Source organism: Rhodococcus sp. USK10 (genome assembly GCF_019378875.1).
GTDB classification, from domain to species: domain Bacteria; phylum Actinomycetota; class Actinomycetes; order Mycobacteriales; family Mycobacteriaceae; genus Rhodococcus_F; species Rhodococcus_F pseudokoreensis.
The window spans coordinates 4,972,368-4,991,401 of the sequence record NZ_CP076048.1 but is presented as its reverse complement, the minus strand read 5'-3'; the positions used below and the strand labels follow the sequence as shown (position 1 = coordinate 4,991,401).

Annotated in this window: 26 protein-coding genes; 12 read left to right on the top strand and 14 right to left on the bottom strand. The window is 65.2% G+C overall.

The genetic code is table 11. The annotated features are described in order from the left end of the window. The first annotated feature begins 114 nt into the window (after positions 1 to 114). Genes I1A62_RS30205 through I1A62_RS30190 form a run of 4 tightly spaced genes read left to right on the top strand, consistent with a single transcriptional unit; the run spans position 115 to position 3,163 of the window. On the top strand, positions 115 to 1,182 hold the full coding sequence (locus I1A62_RS30205; RefSeq protein WP_219455961.1) for an aromatic ring-hydroxylating dioxygenase subunit alpha: 1,068 nt from the start codon (positions 115 to 117) through the stop codon (positions 1,180 to 1,182). A 3-nt stretch (positions 1,183 to 1,185) separates the two neighbouring features. After that, positions 1,186 to 1,416 (top strand): hypothetical protein, encoded by a 231-nt coding sequence (locus tag I1A62_RS30200; RefSeq protein ID WP_219455959.1) that lies wholly within the window; start codon positions 1,186 to 1,188, stop codon positions 1,414 to 1,416. A 19-nt stretch (positions 1,417 to 1,435) separates the two neighbouring features. After that, positions 1,436 to 2,395 carry a PDR/VanB family oxidoreductase gene (locus I1A62_RS30195; RefSeq protein WP_219455957.1) on the top strand — a complete coding sequence of 320 codons (960 nt, stop codon included), beginning with the start codon at positions 1,436 to 1,438 and terminating at the stop codon, positions 2,393 to 2,395. 15 nt (positions 2,396 to 2,410) lie between these two features. Beyond that, positions 2,411 to 3,163 (top strand): IclR family transcriptional regulator, encoded by a 753-nt coding sequence (locus tag I1A62_RS30190; RefSeq protein WP_124394270.1) that lies wholly within the window; start codon positions 2,411 to 2,413, stop codon positions 3,161 to 3,163. Here I1A62_RS30190 and I1A62_RS30185 read toward each other — a convergent pair. After that, positions 3,129 to 3,626, bottom strand: a complete 498-nt coding sequence (locus tag I1A62_RS30185) for an Rrf2 family transcriptional regulator (protein WP_124394269.1) — start codon at positions 3,624 to 3,626, stop codon at positions 3,129 to 3,131. The two genes, I1A62_RS30190 and I1A62_RS30185, sit on opposite strands and share 35 nt — an antisense overlap. A 107-nt stretch (positions 3,627 to 3,733) precedes the next feature. On the opposite strand from I1A62_RS30185, the gene I1A62_RS30180 reads away from it, so the two are divergent. Further along, positions 3,734 to 4,702, top strand: coding sequence for a sterol desaturase family protein (locus tag I1A62_RS30180; protein ID WP_219455955.1), 969 nt, complete (start codon positions 3,734 to 3,736; stop codon positions 4,700 to 4,702). On the opposite strand, the gene I1A62_RS30175 is transcribed toward I1A62_RS30180, so the two are convergent. Further along, positions 4,634 to 5,317, bottom strand: coding sequence for a YceI family protein (locus I1A62_RS30175; RefSeq protein ID WP_219455953.1), 684 nt, complete (start codon positions 5,315 to 5,317; stop codon positions 4,634 to 4,636). The genes I1A62_RS30180 and I1A62_RS30175 overlap by 69 nt on opposite strands. Before the next feature lie 286 nt (positions 5,318 to 5,603). Beyond that, positions 5,604 to 5,852: a helix-turn-helix transcriptional regulator gene (locus I1A62_RS30170; RefSeq protein WP_257890584.1), complete on the bottom strand. Its 249-nt coding sequence runs from the start codon at positions 5,850 to 5,852 to the stop codon at positions 5,604 to 5,606. Positions 5,853 to 6,032: 180 nt separating this feature from the next. Here I1A62_RS30170 and I1A62_RS30165 point away from each other — a divergent pair, with 180 nt between their 5' ends. The 5 genes from I1A62_RS30165 (at position 6,033) to I1A62_RS30145 (ending at position 8,634) form a co-directional block, all read left to right on the top strand. After that, entirely contained in the window at positions 6,033 to 6,857 is an 825-nt protein-coding gene (locus tag I1A62_RS30165; protein ID WP_257890975.1) for a helix-turn-helix domain-containing protein, read from the top strand. Beyond that, positions 6,854 to 7,021: a hypothetical protein gene (locus I1A62_RS30160; protein WP_219455950.1), complete on the top strand. Its 168-nt coding sequence runs from the start codon at positions 6,854 to 6,856 to the stop codon at positions 7,019 to 7,021. Before I1A62_RS30165 ends, I1A62_RS30160 begins: the two co-directional genes overlap by 4 nt. Then, positions 7,021 to 7,230, top strand: coding sequence for a hypothetical protein (locus I1A62_RS30155; protein ID WP_219455948.1), 210 nt, complete (start codon positions 7,021 to 7,023; stop codon positions 7,228 to 7,230). The genes I1A62_RS30160 and I1A62_RS30155 overlap by 1 nt, the downstream gene beginning before the upstream one ends. Then, a complete protein-coding gene (locus I1A62_RS30150; RefSeq protein WP_219455946.1) occupies positions 7,227 to 7,919 on the top strand; it encodes a DUF2637 domain-containing protein in 693 nt (230 codons plus the stop codon). The genes I1A62_RS30155 and I1A62_RS30150 overlap by 4 nt, the downstream gene beginning before the upstream one ends. A 460-nt stretch (positions 7,920 to 8,379) precedes the next feature. After that, positions 8,380 to 8,634 carry a WhiB family transcriptional regulator gene (locus I1A62_RS30145; protein WP_073359278.1) on the top strand — a complete coding sequence of 85 codons (255 nt, stop codon included), beginning with the start codon at positions 8,380 to 8,382 and terminating at the stop codon, positions 8,632 to 8,634. A gap of 120 nt (positions 8,635 to 8,754) precedes the next feature. Here I1A62_RS30145 and I1A62_RS30140 read toward each other — a convergent pair whose 3' ends face one another. Continuing rightward, entirely contained in the window at positions 8,755 to 9,822 is a 1,068-nt protein-coding gene (locus tag I1A62_RS30140; RefSeq protein WP_219455944.1) for a DNA cytosine methyltransferase, read from the bottom strand. Positions 9,823 to 9,968: 146 nt separating this feature from the next. On the opposite strand from I1A62_RS30140, the gene I1A62_RS30135 reads away from it, so the two are divergent. Beyond that, positions 9,969 to 11,156 carry a hypothetical protein gene (locus tag I1A62_RS30135; protein WP_219455943.1) on the top strand — a complete coding sequence of 396 codons (1,188 nt, stop codon included), beginning with the start codon at positions 9,969 to 9,971 and terminating at the stop codon, positions 11,154 to 11,156. Positions 11,157 to 11,200: 44 nt separating this feature from the next. Further along, entirely contained in the window at positions 11,201 to 11,623 is a 423-nt protein-coding gene (locus tag I1A62_RS30130; protein ID WP_219455941.1) for a hypothetical protein, read from the top strand. A 241-nt stretch (positions 11,624 to 11,864) separates the two neighbouring features. Here I1A62_RS30130 and I1A62_RS30125 read toward each other — a convergent pair whose 3' ends face one another. From I1A62_RS30125 to I1A62_RS30085, 10 genes are read right to left on the bottom strand one after another with little or no spacing between them, the layout of a single operon-like run. Further along, complete coding sequence (locus I1A62_RS30125) at positions 11,865 to 12,587, bottom strand: hypothetical protein (RefSeq protein WP_219455939.1); 723 nt, start codon at positions 12,585 to 12,587, stop codon at positions 11,865 to 11,867. Beyond that, the gene (locus tag I1A62_RS30120; protein ID WP_219455938.1) at positions 12,584 to 14,860 is read right to left on the bottom strand and encodes an SGNH/GDSL hydrolase family protein; all 2,277 of its coding nucleotides are present in this window, start codon (positions 14,858 to 14,860) and stop codon (positions 12,584 to 12,586) included. The genes I1A62_RS30125 and I1A62_RS30120 overlap by 4 nt, the downstream gene beginning before the upstream one ends. Further along, positions 14,853 to 15,185: a hypothetical protein gene (locus tag I1A62_RS30115; RefSeq protein ID WP_219455936.1), complete on the bottom strand. Its 333-nt coding sequence runs from the start codon at positions 15,183 to 15,185 to the stop codon at positions 14,853 to 14,855. The genes I1A62_RS30120 and I1A62_RS30115 overlap by 8 nt, the downstream gene beginning before the upstream one ends. A 15-nt stretch (positions 15,186 to 15,200) precedes the next feature. After that, positions 15,201 to 15,596, bottom strand: a complete 396-nt coding sequence (locus I1A62_RS30110; protein ID WP_219455934.1) for a hypothetical protein — start codon at positions 15,594 to 15,596, stop codon at positions 15,201 to 15,203. Next, positions 15,593 to 15,982, bottom strand: coding sequence for a hypothetical protein (locus tag I1A62_RS30105; protein ID WP_219461515.1), 390 nt, complete (start codon positions 15,980 to 15,982; stop codon positions 15,593 to 15,595). Before I1A62_RS30105 ends, I1A62_RS30110 begins: the two co-directional genes overlap by 4 nt. Continuing rightward, positions 15,982 to 16,509, bottom strand: coding sequence for a holin (locus I1A62_RS30100; protein ID WP_257890583.1), 528 nt, complete (start codon positions 16,507 to 16,509; stop codon positions 15,982 to 15,984). The genes I1A62_RS30105 and I1A62_RS30100 overlap by 1 nt, the downstream gene beginning before the upstream one ends. A 2-nt stretch (positions 16,510 to 16,511) precedes the next feature. Next, positions 16,512 to 16,994: a hypothetical protein gene (locus I1A62_RS46615; RefSeq protein WP_257890582.1), complete on the bottom strand. Its 483-nt coding sequence runs from the start codon at positions 16,992 to 16,994 to the stop codon at positions 16,512 to 16,514. Further along, positions 16,994 to 17,431: an N-acetylmuramoyl-L-alanine amidase gene (locus I1A62_RS46610; protein ID WP_257890581.1), complete on the bottom strand. Its 438-nt coding sequence runs from the start codon at positions 17,429 to 17,431 to the stop codon at positions 16,994 to 16,996. The genes I1A62_RS46615 and I1A62_RS46610 overlap by 1 nt, the downstream gene beginning before the upstream one ends. Before the next feature lie 14 nt (positions 17,432 to 17,445). After that, positions 17,446 to 18,444, bottom strand: coding sequence for a hypothetical protein (locus tag I1A62_RS30090; protein ID WP_219455932.1), 999 nt, complete (start codon positions 18,442 to 18,444; stop codon positions 17,446 to 17,448). Beyond that, the gene (locus I1A62_RS30085; RefSeq protein ID WP_219455930.1) at positions 18,441 to 19,025 is read right to left on the bottom strand and encodes a hypothetical protein; all 585 of its coding nucleotides are present in this window, start codon (positions 19,023 to 19,025) and stop codon (positions 18,441 to 18,443) included. The genes I1A62_RS30090 and I1A62_RS30085 overlap by 4 nt, the downstream gene beginning before the upstream one ends. Between the last annotated feature and the right edge of the window lie 9 nt (positions 19,026 to 19,034).

Genomic DNA, 19,034 nt, shown 5'->3' with positions numbered 1-19,034 from the left:
AACCGAGTGTGGTGGATCACCTCCGGTGCCGCACAGTGGTGGGGACGACGCTGCCGCCTCTTCGAGTCCGGCGTCACGAATTACTCAGCAGCCCAGCATCTTCCGGAGGCACTCATGTCCACGATCGCTCGCAACCAGTGGTACGTCGCAGCCTACGGCCGTGAGGTCGGACGCGAACTGTTCTCACGCACCATCTGCGAGGAGCCGATCCTGTTCTGGCGCACCGAGGCCGGCGAGGCCGTCGCGATGAGCGACCGCTGCGTGCACCGCCGCTACCCGCTGTCCGAGGCGCCGAGCCGGCTCGACGGCGACTCCGTGGTCTGCGGCTATCACGGATTCACCTACGGCAGCGACGGCGGCTGCGTATTCGTGCCCGGCCAGGCCCGCGTTCCCCGCACCGCCCGGCTGCGCTCGTACCAGGTGGTCGAGCAGGACTCGTTCGTGTGGGTGTGGATCGCCGACCCGCAGAACCCCGAGCAGGGTGATCCCACCCGCATCCCGCGCGCGCCGTGGATGGACTCCCCCGACTACACCGTCGTGTCCGGCATGGAACCGATCGACTGCAACTACGGTCTGCTCGTCGACAACCTGATGGACCTCTCCCACGAGACGTACCTGCACGGCGGCTACATCGGCACCCCCGAGGTGGCGGAAACCCCGATCACCACCGAGATCGACGAAGACCGCAACGTCATCTACGTGTCCCGGCACATGGACGACGCCGAGTGCCCGCCGTTCTACTCCACGTCCACCGGCATCGAGGGACGCATCACCCGCTGGCAGGACATCGAGTACACCCCGCCGTGCCTGTACCTGCTGCACAGCCGCATCGCCCCGGTCGGCGCACCACTGCCCGGCGACGACGGCTCCGACCCGCACGCGTTCCACAGCGAGATCGTCTACGCGATCACCCCGTCGACCGAGAACTCCACCCTCGACTTCTGGGCCGTGGCCCGCGACTTCGCGCTCGGCGACGACGCCGTCACCAGGTTCCTGGCCGAGAACAACCGCACCGTCGTCATGCAGGACGTCGTGGCGCTGAACATCCTGCAGCAGGCCCTCGACACCGAGAAGGACGGCTACCAGGAGTTGTCGATCAACATCGACGCCGGCGGACTCGGCGCCCGCCGCCTCCTGAAGAAGCTGGCCGGCGCGTCGCAGGCCGTCGCCGCGGCGGGCTGACCGATGGAACCGACGAGGATGCTCCGCGGCACCCGCGTGATGCGCATCGTGTGGCTGCCGGGTTCGGACCTGCTCGAGGGCGAGTGCCACTGCGGCGCCCGCCACGTGGCCGAGGAACCCGCCGCCCTGTGGGAGTGGTTGCTCGCCTGCCCCGACGGCCACCACCCCGTCGCCCCGCCGGTTCCCGCCGTGCCACTGCACGCCGCGCCGGACTCCGCTCCCGTTCCCGTCTGACCTCCCGGAAGAGATCGCCATGCCTACCCCGCCCGAACCCGTGCTCGAACTGGAGCTGACCACCCGGACCCTCGGCGCCGACGGCGTCGTCGTGCTGGAATTCCGCGACCCATCCGGAGCCGACCTGCCCGCGTGGACGCCGGGTGCGCACGTCGACCTGGTCCTGACACCCGAGCTCACCCGCCAGTACTCGCTGTGCGGCGACCCGGCCGACACCGGCACCTGGCGCGTCGCCGTGCTGCGGGAGGCGATGGGCCGCGGCGGTTCGCAGTTCGTGCACGACAAGCTGAGCGAGGGCGACCGCGTCACGATCCGGGGTCCGCGCAACCACTTCGAACTCGAGCCGTCACCGCGGTACGTGTTCGTCGCCGGCGGCATCGGGATCACCCCGATCCTCACCATGGCGCACGCCGCGGACAACGCGGGCGCCGACTGGACCCTCGTCTACGGCGGACGCAGCCGCAGTTCGATGGCGTTCGCCGACGTGCTCGCCGAGCGGTTCGGCGACCGGGTGGTGATCCACCCCCAGGACGAGCACGGGCTCATCGACCTGCCGGGGCTGCTCGGCGACGTCCGGGAGGACACTCTCGTCTACTGCTGCGGGCCCGCGCCGCTGCTCGACGCGGTCACCGGTCACTGCGACAGCTGGCCGTCGGGCGCGCTGCACGTCGAGCGGTTCGCGGCCAAGGACCTCGAGGAGCCGGTCCGGGCCGAGGGGTTCGAGGTGGAGCTGACGCTGAGCGGCAAGACCGTCACCGTGCCGCCCGAGCAGTCGATCCTGCAGGCCGTCACCGCCGCAGGCGTCCGGGTGCTGTCGTCCTGCGAGGAGGGGACGTGCGGAACCTGCGAGACGCCCGTGCTCGGCGGTACTGTCGATCACCGGGATTCCCTGCTCACAGCGGACGAGCAGGCAGCCAATGACACCATGATGATCTGCGTCTCGCGTGCGAGCTGTCCACGCCTGACGCTCGAACTGTGAGACGGAGACCGAGCAATGGCGATCACCGGTTCGGTGACCATTCGCTCGTTGCGGCTCCTCGAGCTGTTCACCCCGGCGTCGCCGCGACTGACCCTCAGCGACCTGTCGCGCAAGTCCGGGTATCCGCTGAGCACCGTGCACCGGCTGACCAGCGACCTCATCGAATGGGGCGCCCTCGAGCGTGACAGCAGCGGTCGCTTCACCGTCGGGCTGAAGCTGTGGGAGATCGCGTCGCTCGCGCCGCGCGGCACGATGCTCCGCGAACTGGCGATGCCGGTGATGGAAGACCTGTCGCAGATCACGCGGGAGAACGTGCAACTCGGCATCGCGGAGGGCACCGAGGTCGTGTTCGTCGAACGCATCGCCGGGCAGAAGGCGGTGCCCGTCCAGACCCGCGTCGGCGGCAGGTTCCCGCTGACGGCGTCGGGCATCGGGCTGGCCCTGCTCGCGTACATGCCCACCGACGTGCAGGAGCAGGTGCTGGCCGGGCCGATCGAGAAGTTCACCGAACGGACCGTCACCGACCCCGTCGTGCTGCGGCGGACGCTCGCCGAGATCCGCCGGTCCGAGGTCGCGATCAGTGACCGTCAGGTGACCATGGACGCCGTCTCCGTCGCGGCCCCGATCTTCGAACGTCCCGGAACGGCGGTCGCGGCCGTGTCGCTGGTGGTGTCGGCGGAGGGCGCGTCGGTCAACGCGCTGGTCCCGCTCGTGCGCGCGGCAGGCCGGACGATCAGCCGCGCGCTGCGCCCTCGTCAACCGACGTAGCCGGCCGGGTGCGGCGCTCCCAGGCGCCCGGGTCGGACGTCAACGTGGTGAGAAAACCGGGCAGTTGCCCGTTCGCCACGTCCGCGAGGCTCACGTTCTCGAGCACGGCGCGCAGGTTCACCCGCACCGCAATCCACACGTCCTGCAGTTTGGCGGCCGGTCCGCCGTAGTCGACGTCCTCCGGGCGTTCACCGCGCACCGACGCCAGCGGACCCTCGACGGTCCGGATCACGTCGGCGATCGTGATGTCCTCGGCGGGACGGGCCAGCCAGTAGCCGCCGTCGGGTCCGCGCCGACTGTTGACCAGTCCGCCGCGGCGGAGGTCGGCGAGCACGGCCTCGAGGAACTTGTGCGGAATCGTCTGCGACTGTGCGAGGAACTCGGCCTTGGACGGGGACGGCCCGGCCGCGGCGAGTTCGATCAGCGTCCGCACGGCGTAGTCCACCTTTGCGGTGATGTGCACACCGAATTCCTACCATCCGAGTATGAAAACCGGCAACTCACACTTAGTGATGCGCGTCACTCCGAGGTACATTGAACTGGACGATCGTCTTGTATGGAGGAAGCCGCATGTGGGAGACCGTGACGTCGGCATGGAATTCGGCACTGCTGATGCCTCTGCACGAGCCGGTGACGCTGGCCATCCCCGCATTCGTGCTGTTCCTCGCCCTCGAATGGTTCGCTGCCCGGCACCTCGAGGACGCGGCCGTCGATCCCGACGGACGGTCCCGCCCGGTGCGCGGCGGCTACGAGCGCCGCGACGCCCGGGCGAGCATCTCGATGGGTGCCGTGTCCATCCTGACGACGACGTTCTGGAAGGTGCTGGCCCTGATCGGGTACTCCGCGATCTGGGTGTACCTCGCGCCGTGGCACCTGCCCGCCGACGCCTGGTACACGTGGGTGATCCTCATCCTCGGCGTCGACCTGCTGTTCTACACGTATCACCGGATGTCGCACCGCATCCGCCTGATCTGGGCCACCCACCAGGCGCACCATTCGAGCGAGTACTTCAACTTCTCCACCGCACTCCGCCAGAAGTGGAACAACAGCGCCGAAATCCTGATGTGGATTCCCTTGCCGCTGATCGGCATTCCACCGTGGATGGTGTTCATCGGATTCTCCGTGAACCTCGTCTACCAATTCTGGGTCCACACCGAGCGCATCGACAAGCTGCCCCGGCCCGTCGAGTTCGTGTTCAACACACCGTCACATCACCGCGTCCACCACGGCTGCGACCCCGAATACCTCGACCGCAACTACGCAGGCATCCTCATCGTCTGGGACCGGATGTTCGGCACGTTCCAACCCGAAACCCACCGCCCCACCTACGGACTCACCAAACCGGTGGGCACCTACAACATCTGGACACTGCAGACCCACGAATACGCCGCCATCGGCCGGGACTGGCGGCGGGCGTCGTCGTGGCGCGACAAGCTCGGCTACGTATTCGGCCCGCCCGGCTGGACACCGTCAGGAACGCGCGAAGCTGACCAGGAAGTCGACCGTGCCGTTGCCGTCCACAGTCACGAAACCCAGTGACGGCGGCGTCACACCGAAGTCCGTCCAGGTGACCGGGATGCTGCCCGACGCGATGAGGTCGTCGCCGGAACGCAGCACGTCGACGTCGACGGTCACCGGACGCGACTGCCCCTTCAGCGTCAGCGTGCCCTGCGCGGACACCGTACCCACGGAACCGTCCGCGGGCAGCCCGGACAGATCGACCGGGGAGTCGAGCGTGAACGTGGCCGTCGGAAACGTCGCGGTGTCCATCACGTTGCCGCGGAACTGGCCGTCGCGCCGGGACTGATCGGTCGCGATCGTCGCCACCTGCACGGTCACGTCGCTGGCGGTGAGTTTCTCGCCCTCGACGGTCGCGTTGCCGGTCACATCGCCGGTCGACCCGACCACGGTGACACTGGCGCCGTTGAGGATCTCGTGGACGGTGTACCCGGCCGCCGTCTCGTTGGAGCCCTGCCCGGGTGTGACGGTCCACTGCCCGTCGACCGAACCCGTGGCCGCTTCCGCGCCCTCGGTCGACACCGACGCCGCCGGTGCGTCGTCCTCTGCGATGAATTGGCCGTAGAACCACGGTCCCACCAGCACCGCGAGTACGACAACGACCACTGCGCCGACCAACCACCACAGCTTTTTCATGAAGCTCAGGCTAGTTGCAGCTTCAAGAGGTGTCATCCGAAACGACCTGCGAAAGTGCTGTGAACGAGCGTCATGGGACCGACACACAAAAAAGCTCCCCACCTGCATGTGCAGGTGGGGAGCTTTGGCGGTGGCGGAGGGATTTGAACCCTGCCAGAACTCATGCATAACGGCAGGTAGGACGTCAAACATGCTCAATAAGCTGCTGTTTCGTCCGACTACGTCCGACTTCATCCGGTCGCATCCGACAGTCGAACTGTCCGAATTCTGTCCGGATCCGTCTGGCCTATCCGTCCTTCAGCCAGTCGTATGAGACCCCGGTTTGCGCGGCCCACAACCTGAGCGTCTGCACCGAGGGATTTCTGGATCCATTGAGCCAGCGGCCCACCGACTCGCGAGCGACCCCGAGAAAGTCCGCCATTTCACCCGCGTTGATTCCGGCGTGACGGAGCGATTTGCGCATGCGGTCAGTCAGATCGAATTCGGGAATCGCATCGGATGCGGCGGCGCCCGCTTCGGTATCGATCGTTCTCACCTCTTCGTGTGGTCGCGAGCTGTCCTCACATCATCGCACAGAGAGCACCATCTGGCGACGATGAGACCATTGGTCACAAACTAGACATTTGGTCTGAAATGGTTCATAGTTGGTCACATTAGTGACGTTTGGTCACTCACTTTCAACCGCCTCAAGGAGTGCGCAGTGAGCATCCGCATCATGACGTGGGTTCTGGATTCGGCCCCCGTCACTGACTCCACCCAAGCGTTCGTCCTGCTCTGCCTGGCCGACTACGCCAACGACGACTCGGGCGTGTGCTGGCCTTCGCTCGCTCGGATCGCGGCACGCGCTCGGTGCTCCGGGTCCACCGCCCGACGAGCGATCCGGAAACTCGAAGATGCAGGACTCGTGATCAGGCAGGAGACGACCAACGGGCGCGGCACCAACCGCTACAAGATCGTCATGAACCCCGGTCAGAATGACACCCCTTCCAATCCGACAGGGATCGCCGAGGCCGCAGCAGCGCAGAGTGCAGTTATCCACAACGCCAACCTGACACCCCTTCAATCTGATTGGGGTATCGGCGGGACCCCGGTCAATCCGACCGCCACCCCTGGCACTCACGACAGGGGACCCCTTGCACCCGTGACACCCGAACCATCACTCAACCCTCACGAACCGCCAGCGGCCCGCAGCGGCCGAATCGCCCAACTCGAATCAGCGGCGCGGTATGCAGGGCTGTCCGCCCGCTTCGATCGGATCAACGAGGTCGAGTCCGTAACCCTTGAGTCGCTCCTCAAAGTCCACTCCGTCGAAGCGCTGATCGCCCACGCCCGATCTCAGCACCGAGCCGACAACCCGGCGCGTTTCGTCTCGGCCTGGATTCCCGGCTGGCTCGCCCTGCCGGTCGCGAACCGCGAATCCGTCGATGCTGCGCGCCCCAAGTGCGGTAGGTGCGACGAGTTTGGGTGGATCGGCGAGGACGAGCACGGCCGGATGATCCGCTGCGAATGCCGTCTCGGTCATGCGATGGCGACACGATGACGCACCTGCAAAGCGCCCTCGACTACCTCAACCAGTTCCCGCCCCACACCCCCGCGCGCGCCGCAGCCGACGGCCTTATCACCCTGCTCATCGAGAACGGCACATTCACCTACGCCGACCAGCACGAGTACGAGCGCTACATCGCCCCCAGGAAGGTCTCCTGATGTCCAGAAAGTCATCGCCCACCGCAGACTTCTTCATCCGCAACAAGGAACGAGCTGACGCCATGAAAGCTCTCGACACCTTCTTCCGTGCTGGCGGCGAGGACCACAAACTCCTCACCGTCTTGGCGATCGACAACCCCGATATCCTCCTAGCCGCCATCGAGCAGGCGACCAAGAACCTCGACCGAGCGAAGAAGGCAGACCAGTGAAGCGCACCCTCGACGCCAACGCCGCATACGCGATCGCGTTCCTCGCCTTCGCACTCAGCTACTCCAAACTGGTCGACCTCGCACTGCGCGCCGAGTACGGCCTCATGGCATACGCCTGGCCACTCATTGTCGACGGCCTCGCAGTGATGGCAGCTCGCGGAATCCTGCGACTCACCGGTGCGCCGCAGTGGTACGCCCGCGGTCTGCTCCTGGCCGGCACTGCGATCTCAATCCTTGCTGCGATCCTCAATGCGACGGTCCGACCTGGTCCCCTCCCCGACCCCGCAAAGGCCGCGGTTTGGATCGTGCCCGCCCTGTGCCTGCCTTTCGCATACGAACTCGCCCGCAAGCTGCAGGCGTCACACCTCAACAGAGCGACGCCGCACCACACGCCGGATCTGGCGACATCGCATATCGACATTGCACCCGTCGCAGTCGACGAGGTCCAGGACGTCACACCTACGACGGAGCCGTCGGAGCACGACGAACCGTTGCGCCTCATGTCGCAGATCGGCGCAGAGCCGCCGCGTCGCAAGTCAGCGCGCCGCAAGGCGGACTGGACCGATGAGCAGAAGGCCGAAGCGTTGCGCCTCGTCGCAGCTGGGGTCTCGCAGCGCGAGGCGGGTCGCAGGATTGGAGGAGCGTCGGGAAACTCAGTGCGCAGGTGGGTGATGGCGCAGGCCGTCTAGGACTGGGGCCGGTTGGTATTCGAGCGCCGGCCCACCGGTCCGCACATTCACCATCGGCCGAAGACGCTGCCGAACGGTCGCCCGTAAACAACTTGGGAGTGGCAATCCGCTGGCCCGAAGTGCGGCTCCGCGACCAACCCGCGAACGAGATCATGAGCAATGTGGCTGAACGCGACACTCACCGCCCTGGCACCGCCTGCTCTGCAGTTCAGCGAGAATACGAGCATCCGTCATGACCGACGAGCGGGATACCGCACTGCGGAATCGGCTACCTATGAGTAACCTACCGTTAGGTAACCCTAATGGAGTGAGTTAAGCCACGGTATGACCCAGGTCTCTTGACATACCGTCGGTTCGTGAAAGTATTCACAAGCAACAATGCGGAAACAAACCATGAGCATTGATTGAACTTCCAAAGACTACGAATTGGTGCGGATGCACCCTGTTAAGGAGCAGAAGGATGGACTGGCGCCACAAGGCAATCTGTCGCGACGAAGACCCCGAGTTGTTCTTCCCTGTGGGCAACAGCGGTCCGGCTCTCGCGCAGATTGCTGATGCCAAGGTTGTCTGCAACCGCTGCCCGGTGACCGCCGATTGCCTTTCTTGGGCACTCGAGTCGGGCCAGGACGCCGGCGTGTGGGGTGGCATGAGCGAAGACGAGCGTCGCGCACTCAAGCGCCGGAACGCTCGGACGCGCGCCCGCACCACCGTGTGATACTTCAGAAGAAGACGGGCCCGGCACCATATGGTGCCGGGCCTTCCGCTTGTCCGACAGCGGATCACGACGGTGAACTCTGTCGCCAGTTGTTGATGCGACCAACGAACCGACGAACTGTCACCGCCGGATGGCGAGCCGAACCTGTTCGAGCACCTTCCGGGCAAGGAGCGGAGGAACAGAGTTTCCGAGCTGGGCTTGGATGCTGTTTCGCGTTCCAACCAGCTCGAACTCATCGGGATAGGTGAAGAGACGCTTCACCTCATTCGTGCGCAGACGACGGTTCTCCCAGTGGAACGGACCGACATTCGGCCCCGGCTGCGCCTGGATCGTTGGTGAGGGCTTCTCGGGATCGAGTTTAAGCAGGAAAGACCAGTAACGGCTCCGCCATTCGAAGAGAGGATTCGGGTGGCCCTTCTCCTTCGTGTAATGGAGGTAGTTACTTCCTGGGGGGATGTCCGTCAGCAGCGGTCCATACTGTCCGCCAACTACTTCCTCACGCTCTGGGTCTGTGACCAGGCCCTCAAGAGCCTCTCCGGTCGTAACGTGCGCACGCGCAGCGTTGCCACTTGCGCGCCGTTCCCATTGGCCACCATGTGTGGGCTCGGGATGCTCAGGCAGAGGTGATCCTTTGGGTGTGCCAATCACAAAGAGCCGTGGCCGCGACTGCGGCACGCCGTAGTCTGCGGCGTTCAAAACCTTAAGCGCGTACGCGTATCCCGCCTCGTCGATCTCCTTGAGTAGCCGGGTCAACGCAGGACGGCTTGCCTTGTTGTTGTAGGTCAAGGCGTACACGTTTTCCAGAACGAAAGCACGAGGCTGGGATTCACGGAGAACTCGAGTGTATTCCTGCAACAAGGAAGCATCGGGATCGAGGCCCGAACGCTTCCACTCGAGCCAGAACCCGCTCTTCGAGAATGGGGTGCATGGGGGGCCTCCGATCAATAGATCGGGGCGTTGGCCGCGCCGCAAGCCCGCGGCCCGACAGATCTCGGCTGTCGAGGTGTCAAGAATGTCCTTCTGAATGACAGGTGAAGCCAACTTGGGGAAGTTCTTCTCCATTGTCAGCGACGCGTCGCGGTCACGTTCAACCGCTGCCCGCACGTCGAAACCTGCCTGTTCGGCGCCCAGATCGAGGCCACCAGCTCCAGAGAACAGGGAAATCGCGACGCCGTGAGTACTTGCCATGCCCGAAAGCATCCCATGTCGCACTGACACTCTGCGTCAGCCCCGCGTGTCGATGGCCGCGGCGTGTCGATAGCCGCGGTCGCTCTGGGATGTCGCAGCACCTTAGAGTGCGTTGCTGGACGACCCGCACATGAAGGAGAACGACAGTGGTTTCACCGAGCCCCTCCAGCGACCTCGCGGGCCGTTCATACGCGCGGGTCTACGACGTCATCAAGCGGGGTGATATCCACCACATGATCTTGCAGGCCGTCGAGGCATCCGGAGGCCGGCTCCTGTATGCGAGTCCTCCGAACCGGGCACCGGTCTATCTCGGTGTTCAGGGCGATCGTGACGAGCGCATCGGCCTGTTGATCTACCCGTTCCGGATGACGCAACGAGCAACCCGGAACCGTCCCGACGACGAAGTACGGGGTCAAATCCGCTACGGCGGCGAAAAATCATGGTTGGAAGATCATTTCGTTGGCCGTGACCTCGCAGGAGTCGACGTCACCCTCATGCTTGGAGTCGATGTCGAGGCCGGTCTGTTCGTCGGACTACAACCATCGCTCTATGACCCGCTCCCGATGGGGATTTCCTTCTACGCCAAAGTCTCCGAGATGCAAATTGCTGCCGCCACGGGGTGGCATGTCTGGGAAAAGGAGAACCAGCCCGGAACTAAACGCAGCACCCCTCGTGGGCCTACAGGACTTGAAACTTTTGTTGGCTTCACCCCAAACCGATTGCTGGACTACGCGCGATTCGAACGCAACGCGACCGACCTCGCGCTCGATCACGCCCTACGGTTTAGTGCCGCCCAGATTGCGACGACCAACAACGACACCACCAGCAATCTGCACAAATTGGAATCCGAGTTCCAGCTCAGCAGCCAGGAGATTCTGCATATCATCTCCACTCGAAACCGCCTCGAGGTCGCCGTTCGAGGCGGTGTCGCCGAGCACCACCTCGAACGAGTCCTGCGTGACGATCCTTCCGTCGTCGATGTTGCACGCCTGGACCAAGACGGTGAGCACGATTTCGATGTGACCCTCAAGGACGGTCGCATGCTTCGAGTCGAATGCAAGAATGCGAGCCCGAAGGCGTACGCGAACGGCGATCTGAAGGTCGAAGTGCAGAAAACACGGGCCTCTAAGAACGACCCCTCGAGCCGCTACTACCGAGCCGACCAGTTCGACGTGGTCGCAGCGTGCATCTATCCGCCGACACGTGAGTGGGTCTTCCGCTACCACACCACATCTAATCTAGAACGGCACCATGAATACCCAGACCGACTGGCTCCGATGCAACGAGTCAGCGAGAGCTGGGCCAAGCAGCTCATGGATGTGCAACCTGCTTGATGTGATCTAAACGGCGTGTCCGGTTCGTCTGGTTGGATACGCGCATGAGAAAGACGATCACTGCGGTGGCGGCATTAGGCCTATTGCTGATGACGGGATGTTCCGACGACGAATCTGGCGACAACAGCGCCCAAGCATGCGAAGACTTCGCCAGATCGCAGCGTGAACTAACGAATAGTCTCCGCGACGGAAGGCTGGACCTCAATATCCACGAGGTCGAGGCAAAGCGGTCTGCCGCAGTCGACTCCATGGACGCTGCCGGCCTTTCGACCAGCAATCCGGACATCAAGGACCGAATCACGGACCTCGTCGAGTCTGCACCCACCAAGACGACCGAGCTTCTCCTGAGCAAGTCGCAGGCCGAAGACTTCAACAGGGCCACGGAGAGCGTCGCGCGCGCGTGCGCGTCTGCGGGAAGCGTGATCATTGTTAACAAGATTCCCATCGTCCGATACATGGGGCCGTGACTAGGCACTTCACAGCAGTGCCACGGCACCGAGGGGCCAGCGATCAGGACTTCCGTTCCGCATCACGCAAATCAGCCATTCGTGAACATCGCGCAAGGACACGCGATAAGACGACGCCGAGGGAAGTCCTTGAGCGAGAGCATGCGTGAGACGGCCTAGTGACAGTTGCCACAATTTGCATCCCTACCCGCCCACCAGCGCGAATTGCCCCTGCCCTCGCATGAGGACAGGGGCAATTCGTTTACGCTGCGATGTCGCCGGCCCACCAGTTGTCGACGAACGGCGACCAAGAGCTGAAGCCGAGCGAGCGGCGCGATGTTCCGCCCCAGCCGGTGGAGCGATGTGAGGTGTCGCGGGGGTAGGTGTCGGCGGTGTCCGTCCAGGACAGCCCGGACACCGGGCCTCCGTTGACGAGTCCGGTGTACACGTTCCCCGATCGACGGAGTTCGAACGTCCGGCCGGCGGCCTGCGACGAGGATCCGCTCGCCACCACAGTCTCGACGCCCGAGAGTCGGCGCACGATGTCGAGGGTTCCATTCGTCCACCGCAGGTTCATGCGGTCGTCGGTGGAGGTGTTCGAGCCAAGGAACACCCACGTCGGCCAGGTGTTGTTGGTGGTCGAGATCTGACCACGCACGTAGACGTCGTCGGTGTTCATCGGGATCGAATGCCTGGCGTGCGCGTAGCGGGTTCCGTCGGTGGTGTTGCCGAACACCAGCGCGGCATTGCTGTCGATGTAGGGCAGGTAGGGACTCGACCCGTACGACACCCACGGCGACGTCAGGTAGCCGTTGCTGCGGTTGAAGTCGTCGAACAACTCGACCGGCGGTGGCCACGCCCGCACCGCAGCACCGCCGACGCCGACCATGAGGCGAGTGGCCGCGACCGCCGTCCCGCCGACACCGACCATGATTCGCGACGCGTCGGCGAACGCCGAACCGAGTCCGACTCGGACGCCGCTCACGGGACCACAACCGCGATGAATCCCCACGCGTTCTTCACGGCCGCCGACAGCGCCGCGTACTGGGCTTCGGTGTAGATCCCCGCCGTAAGCCCCGCCTGCCCGCTCACGTGCGCGACTCCCCCGATCCCACCCGCAGTTCTATTGCCCGCCATCGCATCGCCCGCACCAGCGCCCACCGCAAGGTTCGACGTTCCGGCGCCGATTGCCATTCGGGCGTCCGCCGATGTCGCCGCCTTCATCAGCGCGCGTCCCGCGGCCCCGGAGTCAGTGATGTCCGCCGAGGAGGTGTCCACCGCGCCGGTGCGACCGTTCACGGACGAGACCGGCGACGCCGGTGTTGTCCGTTCCCGCCAGTTCGCGAGCACCGACGACGGCTCGCCGATCAGCACCCATTCGGTGCCGAGATCGGAGCGCAGCGTCCAGTCGCCGCGCTGCCCGTCGAGAGCGAGCATCGCGGCCTGCGAGGCGGGAACCGGCGTCAGGAATTCGGTCAGTGCCTCGGCAGGAATCTGCGCTGCGAGGACCTTCCCGTTGTTGTCCAGATCCGCCTTGCGGGAGAGTTCCTGCGGCAGGCCGGCGACGTCGGCGAGTTCCACCGCCACGACCACCGACAGGAATTCGGCCACAGTCTGCGCAATCACGATGTTCCCGGCCTCGGTGTAGTGGACGCCGTCGCCGAGGTACAGCTCAGGCGCGTCATTGGGCACGGTGGGCCGTAGGTCCAGGACGTGCCCACCGGTTTCGGTGGCAACCCCTGCGATCGCGTCGACGTACGCGGTCCAGGTCGTGCCCTGCCCGGGGTCGTCGTCGAGCGATCGGATGATGAACACGACCTCGGTGCCGGGACTGGCCGTCGTGATCGTCGCGTGGATCGCGGCCAGGGCGGTCTGCAATTGTGCCGGTGTGCGTCCGCGGTCGTAGTCGTTCGCACCCAGACACACCAGCGCGACGTGCGGGCTGTACGCGCCGATCATCGGACTCAGCGACATGTCCTCCTCGTCCAACCAAGCCGCACACTCGTGGGCCGCCATTGCGCCCCGGGAGAGATTCCATTGCGTGACGCCGCGCACGTCGTCGCCGACGTACTCGACGATGCCGAGGATCGCGAAACCCACCCCCTCCGCACCGTGAATGTTCACGGTCGCGCCAGGGTTAGTCACGCGAGTGACGACACGATCACCGGCGGTGTCCTTCGTGATCGGCGACCCGGCGGCCGGCGTGATGATCATGTTTCCGCCGTAGCCGGTGGTGACGACGTCGACGGCGGTCGTGCCCGGCGACAGTGTCCAGGTGACCTCGTCAACGCGCGCTCCGTCGCCGCGCTGCAGCCACAGCGAGCCGGGGATGCCGATCTGCGTGGTGAGGTCGTCGAGTGCGAGCCCGGCCGGAGTGAGCGTGGCCGGTAACCATTCGTAGTTGCCGGGTTCGAGTGGGGTCGAGGCACCGACCCAGCCCCGGCCGCCGCCCGATACGCCGAGCCTCTGGCGGAGCAGCTCTGCGGTCTTGAGCGGCCACGTCTTCGTCCAGTCGTCGGGACCGCCCGGCTTTCCGTAACCGTCGCCAGTGGAGTCGGCGATAGTGAGCAACCGCAGTCGCGTGGTGCCGGCGGACTGCGCGGCGCTCTTGTAGGCCACTGACGCCTGCGCGAGCGGCCCGTCTGCCGGCTTGAGCACGGCGAGGAGAGCCGGATCAAGTTTTCCTGCGGTGACTGCGCCGTCGACGATCTTCGCAGTGGTGACCGATCCGTCGACGGGCTGCCCGACGTAGGACGCGGCCTCGCCCGCCGATTCGGCGGCGGCCTGGGCGTGCCCCTGCGCGACACCTGCGAACCCCGATGCCGCCTCGGCCGACCCCGCCGCGGCACCGGCCGCACCCGTCGCGGCGGCGAGGGCAGGAACCGGAACCGTTTCGGTGGCACCGTCCGTGCGAGTGAACACCAAGTTGTTTCCGACGATCACGACTGAGGTGTATCCGCGGCCGGGGTCGCCGGGCACACCGAGGATCTCAATCCCCTCGCCCTCCGGGGGCCACGCGCCGTCCCACACGTAGCCGAGTTTGTCGGCGAGCACCAAGTACATGTCTCCGTGCTCGACACCGGTGGCAGGCAACGCAGCGTAGGTGGCGGCGAAGCCGTCGAACCGCATCGAATCTCCGTCACGGCCAGGCAGCGGCACCACGATCGCCTCCGGCATTGTCGGTCCATCCACAACCTGTGCAGCAGTGGTGTGGAGAACCGACACGGACGGGGCGACACCGAATGGCAGGTCAGTCATTGCGGATCACCTTTCCCCGCGTGAGCATGTACGGCAGCTGATCGCCGCCGTCCGGGTGGCTGATGTAGAACCGCACCACGGTGTTCTTCGTAATCACCTCGGTCTGCGCGGCCGGGATCTTGAACCGGCCGACCGCACCGGTGAGGACACCGTCCCAGCGGGTGTACGGCTTCGGCCCGAGCAGGAAGTACACCTCCGATCCGTCAGGCGGGACGAACGGCTCCTTCGTTTCCGGGTCGAGGATGTCGACCTGCTGAACGAACGGCTCGGCCGCATTGAGCACCATGTCCTTCTCGGCCGGCTCCTTGCCCCATGGCTGCAGCATCACTAATCCTTCCGTTTACAAGTCGATCTCGACAGGCCGCGGAGGCACTTCGTCACCGCGGTCCACGATGTGCCGCGACAACCGCGCGATGTACCCACGCAACGCCAGAACGAGCCGGTCGAGTTTGTTGATCGTGCGATCACGGGCATCGAGGCGGCCCTCGAGGTCCGCGACTCTGGCCTCGTACCGGGCAATGTCCCTCGCGTGCTGCTCCTCCGCCTCGGCGAGAGCGTCCCTGGCCTTCGTCAGGTCCTTCTCCAGTTCGGCCTTGTCGTCGAGCTTCGCCTTCGAGAACGCACCGATGATGGTGGCGATGGCACCCGCGACCGCCAGGATCAACGCGGTGAGGACGCCGATGTTCTCGACGGTGAATACCGGCTCGGCGGCGATGGCTGTCGCGGCATGAATCACCGGTGCCCCCTTTCAGCACACCCGTAGGCGAGGCCAGCATTGACTGACGCGACGACCATCGCGATGGTGCCGGTGAGGACCGGCGTGGGCGGGACCGAGAACAGTGCTCCGAGGAGGACTGCGAGGCCGTAGAACGACCAGATGAACACGCCGAGACCGTGGGCGACGACGAAGCCGCGGCTCCGGGCCGACGCGGTCAGCAGGACGAGTCCGGAGAGGACGAAGCCGAGAACCCAGTAGGGTCCGGCGTTTTCGACGTACACGACGAGACTGAGCTGGTCCGGTGGCAACGGGCGCCGGACAAGTTGCGACGGGCCCAGATACAGCAGCCCGACCGCGACCTGCCCGGCACCCAACGAGGCCGCGACCAACCGCGTGCCCAGCATCACTCGCCGCGGAGTTCGGTGACGCTCCCGGTCGGGTTGATCACGTCCGGCACCGTGACGGGGTCGACCGGGGCCAGGCTGGGCAGGCCCTTTGCCGCTCCACGGTTCTCGGTCAGCAGCGATGTCACCACGGAGAGCAGGGCGGCGGTTCCGGCGATCGTCAGCGACGCGGGCCAATCGATATTCGTGATGCTGCCGGTGACCGGGATCGCCGCGGCCAGCGATCCGGCGCCGGTGCGCACGGCCCGGTCGGCGAGGTCGACCAGGAAGTTGCCCGATGTCACGGCCGTTGCGGTGCTCACCGCGAGGATCAGCGACACCAGCGCGGCCAAGGCCGCGGCGCCGAGGAGGCTGGTCCACGACACCGAGACGATCGTGACTCCGGCGCCGAAGAACACCAGCACGTTCTGCAGGAACGATCGGCCGGCGCGGTCGAGGGCGTCGAGCCAGAATGCTCGGGAGTCGAGGCTGTGCAGCTCGACGGTTGCCTCCACGGTGACGGGAACGGAGTTCGGAGATTCAGCCATGGTCACTTACCTGCCTTGTCGGTGAGGAGTTCGAGGATCTTGTCGGTGTTGCGGCGGGCGAGACTCGCCTCGCGGTAGGTGCCGAGGACGTACGAGATCAGCGATCCGCGGCGCGCCTTGTTCGGGCTGTCCGGCTTGAGGTCCGGGTCGTCCTTGCCGTCGAGCAGGTCGACTGGATTGACGTACCCGTCCCACACGACCTCGTTCCAGATGTCGGCGACTCCGGCGCGGAGCCAGAACTTGCCGTCCTTGACGTTGTAGAACACCTTCTGGAACACCTGACGGACCGGGTGAACGACTCCGATCTGGTTGTGGATCTCGGCGATCTGCTGGTCGGTCACGTTGCCTCCTGCAGGCAGTGCACCCTCACCGGGCGGGTTGTCGATGATGTGTTGGACTTCCCGCCGGAATACCGGCATATCGATGCCGGCGGGGTCGATCTTTCCTTCGCTGCTGTATTCCTTGTGGCCCACGACGTCGCCCATCAGTCGGCCCTCCGTCCGAGCTTGCGCATGATCGCGGCGCAGCCACGTTTGTAGGAATCGAGTTGCACGGGGGTCCAGTCAGATCCGTCGCCGCGGGAGACGGCTTCGATGCCGATCGTGTGGAAGTTGGCGTTGTTCGTCGGCCAGCCCGGCCACGAACCGCGCCCGGCGTGCCAGCAGACACCCACAGCGATGACTCGCCAGGTGCCGTCCCGCTCGAGTACCAGCTGCGCCAGCGGGCCTTCGAGGTCGGGGCGTCCGTTCTGGACGATGCGCCAGTCGTTGCTGCCGCCGCCAGCGGTGTGGTGGCAGATGACGCCGCGAATGTCGAGGAAGTCCCCGTGTCCGCGGTTGCGCCAACCATCATGCTCGATAACGTTCAGCCCTTCGGCGCGCAAGACGTCTGCGAGCCAAACGGGGTCACCAGTCCATGCCATGGATGGTCGCCTTTCTATGCTCGTGACACCGCAACCCAGGGCAGGATGCGGTGGTTGTAGTTCAATGCGCTGGGCAGGATCTCGGTGGGCAGCGTGTCGAGGTTGTTGACATAGGCGCACTGCCCGGCAGGGAATTCGCTGCCGGACTGCGCGACTCCGGCTTGCGGGATCGCGGCGATCGTGCGAGTGGATCCGAGGGTGGTGGTGCGCTGAAGCTGCGCGACGGCAACCAGGTGCCCGGGCAATACTTCCTCGGTTGTCGGGGAGATCAGCCGGTACTCCTGCTCGGCGCCGGAGATGGTGTCCTTCACGTCACCCGAGCCCCACATCAGGCGGATCTTCTGCAGTTGCGGGTCCCAGATGTAGACGCCCACGTACCAGGCCGCGAGACCACCCAACCACCCCGACGAGTACCGGCCGGTGATCATCTTCATCCGGTTGATCGTCATCTTCCGATCGACCCGAATGAACGTCAGATCGAGGGTCCGGTTGGCCGGCTTGTACGTTGGAATCTCCAACGACGACACCGGCTCATACTTGATGTCGTGGGAATGTATGCCCGAGAATGTCCCGTCCCCGTCACCGCCGTCAGCGCTGGCCGTACTGGTCGGCCGCGGGACCAGCAGCTGCCGGGAGAACGACGGAATGTCCTGCCCGCCCAACGAATCGGACATCGGCGTGATGATCTCGGTCACCATGATGTCTTTCGCGTCGAGCAGATCCTGTGTGACATAGCTGATCGCCGATTCGGTCTGATTACGCCACCCGAACAGGTCAGCCAGAAACCCGCCGAGCCCGCTGGACGACGATCCGAAGAACGCCTGCCCGAACTTGCCGAGCAAGTCGTCCAGGTTGAGGAACCCCGACAGCACGCTGGTGATGCGTGCGAAGACCTGGGCGAGGATCAAACCGGCCGGGTTCTTCATCTGCTCGGCGAGCTTGCCGGCGAGATCCTCGGTGTCCGCGTTGCCCGACCCCGGTATCGACGGAGTGTGCCCGCCCGGGTTCGTCATGGGGTTTCTCCCTCCTCGCTCTCGCGGGCGTCGAGCTCGTCGAGCTTCGCCCGCAGCGCGTCCCGCATCTCCTTCGTCAGTTCGGGATCCGGGTACTCGAGTTCGGTGTTGATGCTGACCCACCGGCCGCGGTTGTAGGTGCCCAGCGGACCACCGTTGAGCGGCGGCTGATAGTGCACGAGCGGCCCGACATGGATGTCCACCAACCAGATTCCGGACTGCATCGGGGTCCCGACGATGCGGTCTCCCACCAGCTTCACCCCGGGCGGCAATGATCCGGAAGCGATCTTCACCGCGGTGCGGTCGGCGCCGTCGACGATGTGCTCGTACAGTTGGCCGATCGGGTGATCGTCGCCGGTGATGCCGACGCTGATCGCGAGCTGATAGGTGCGAGGCTCGACGACATGCAGCTTCGCACCGAGATCGTCGAAGACGAACTTCGCGAGTCCGTTGATCTGATCCTTCTCGAACCCGATGCCCGGCGATCCGTTGACGTCCGAGGGTGGGTGCAGGAATATCCAGCCCATCGGGTGCATGTCTTCGGGCCAGTCGTGTGGAAACGCGGGATGCGGGATACCCATCTCTGGTGC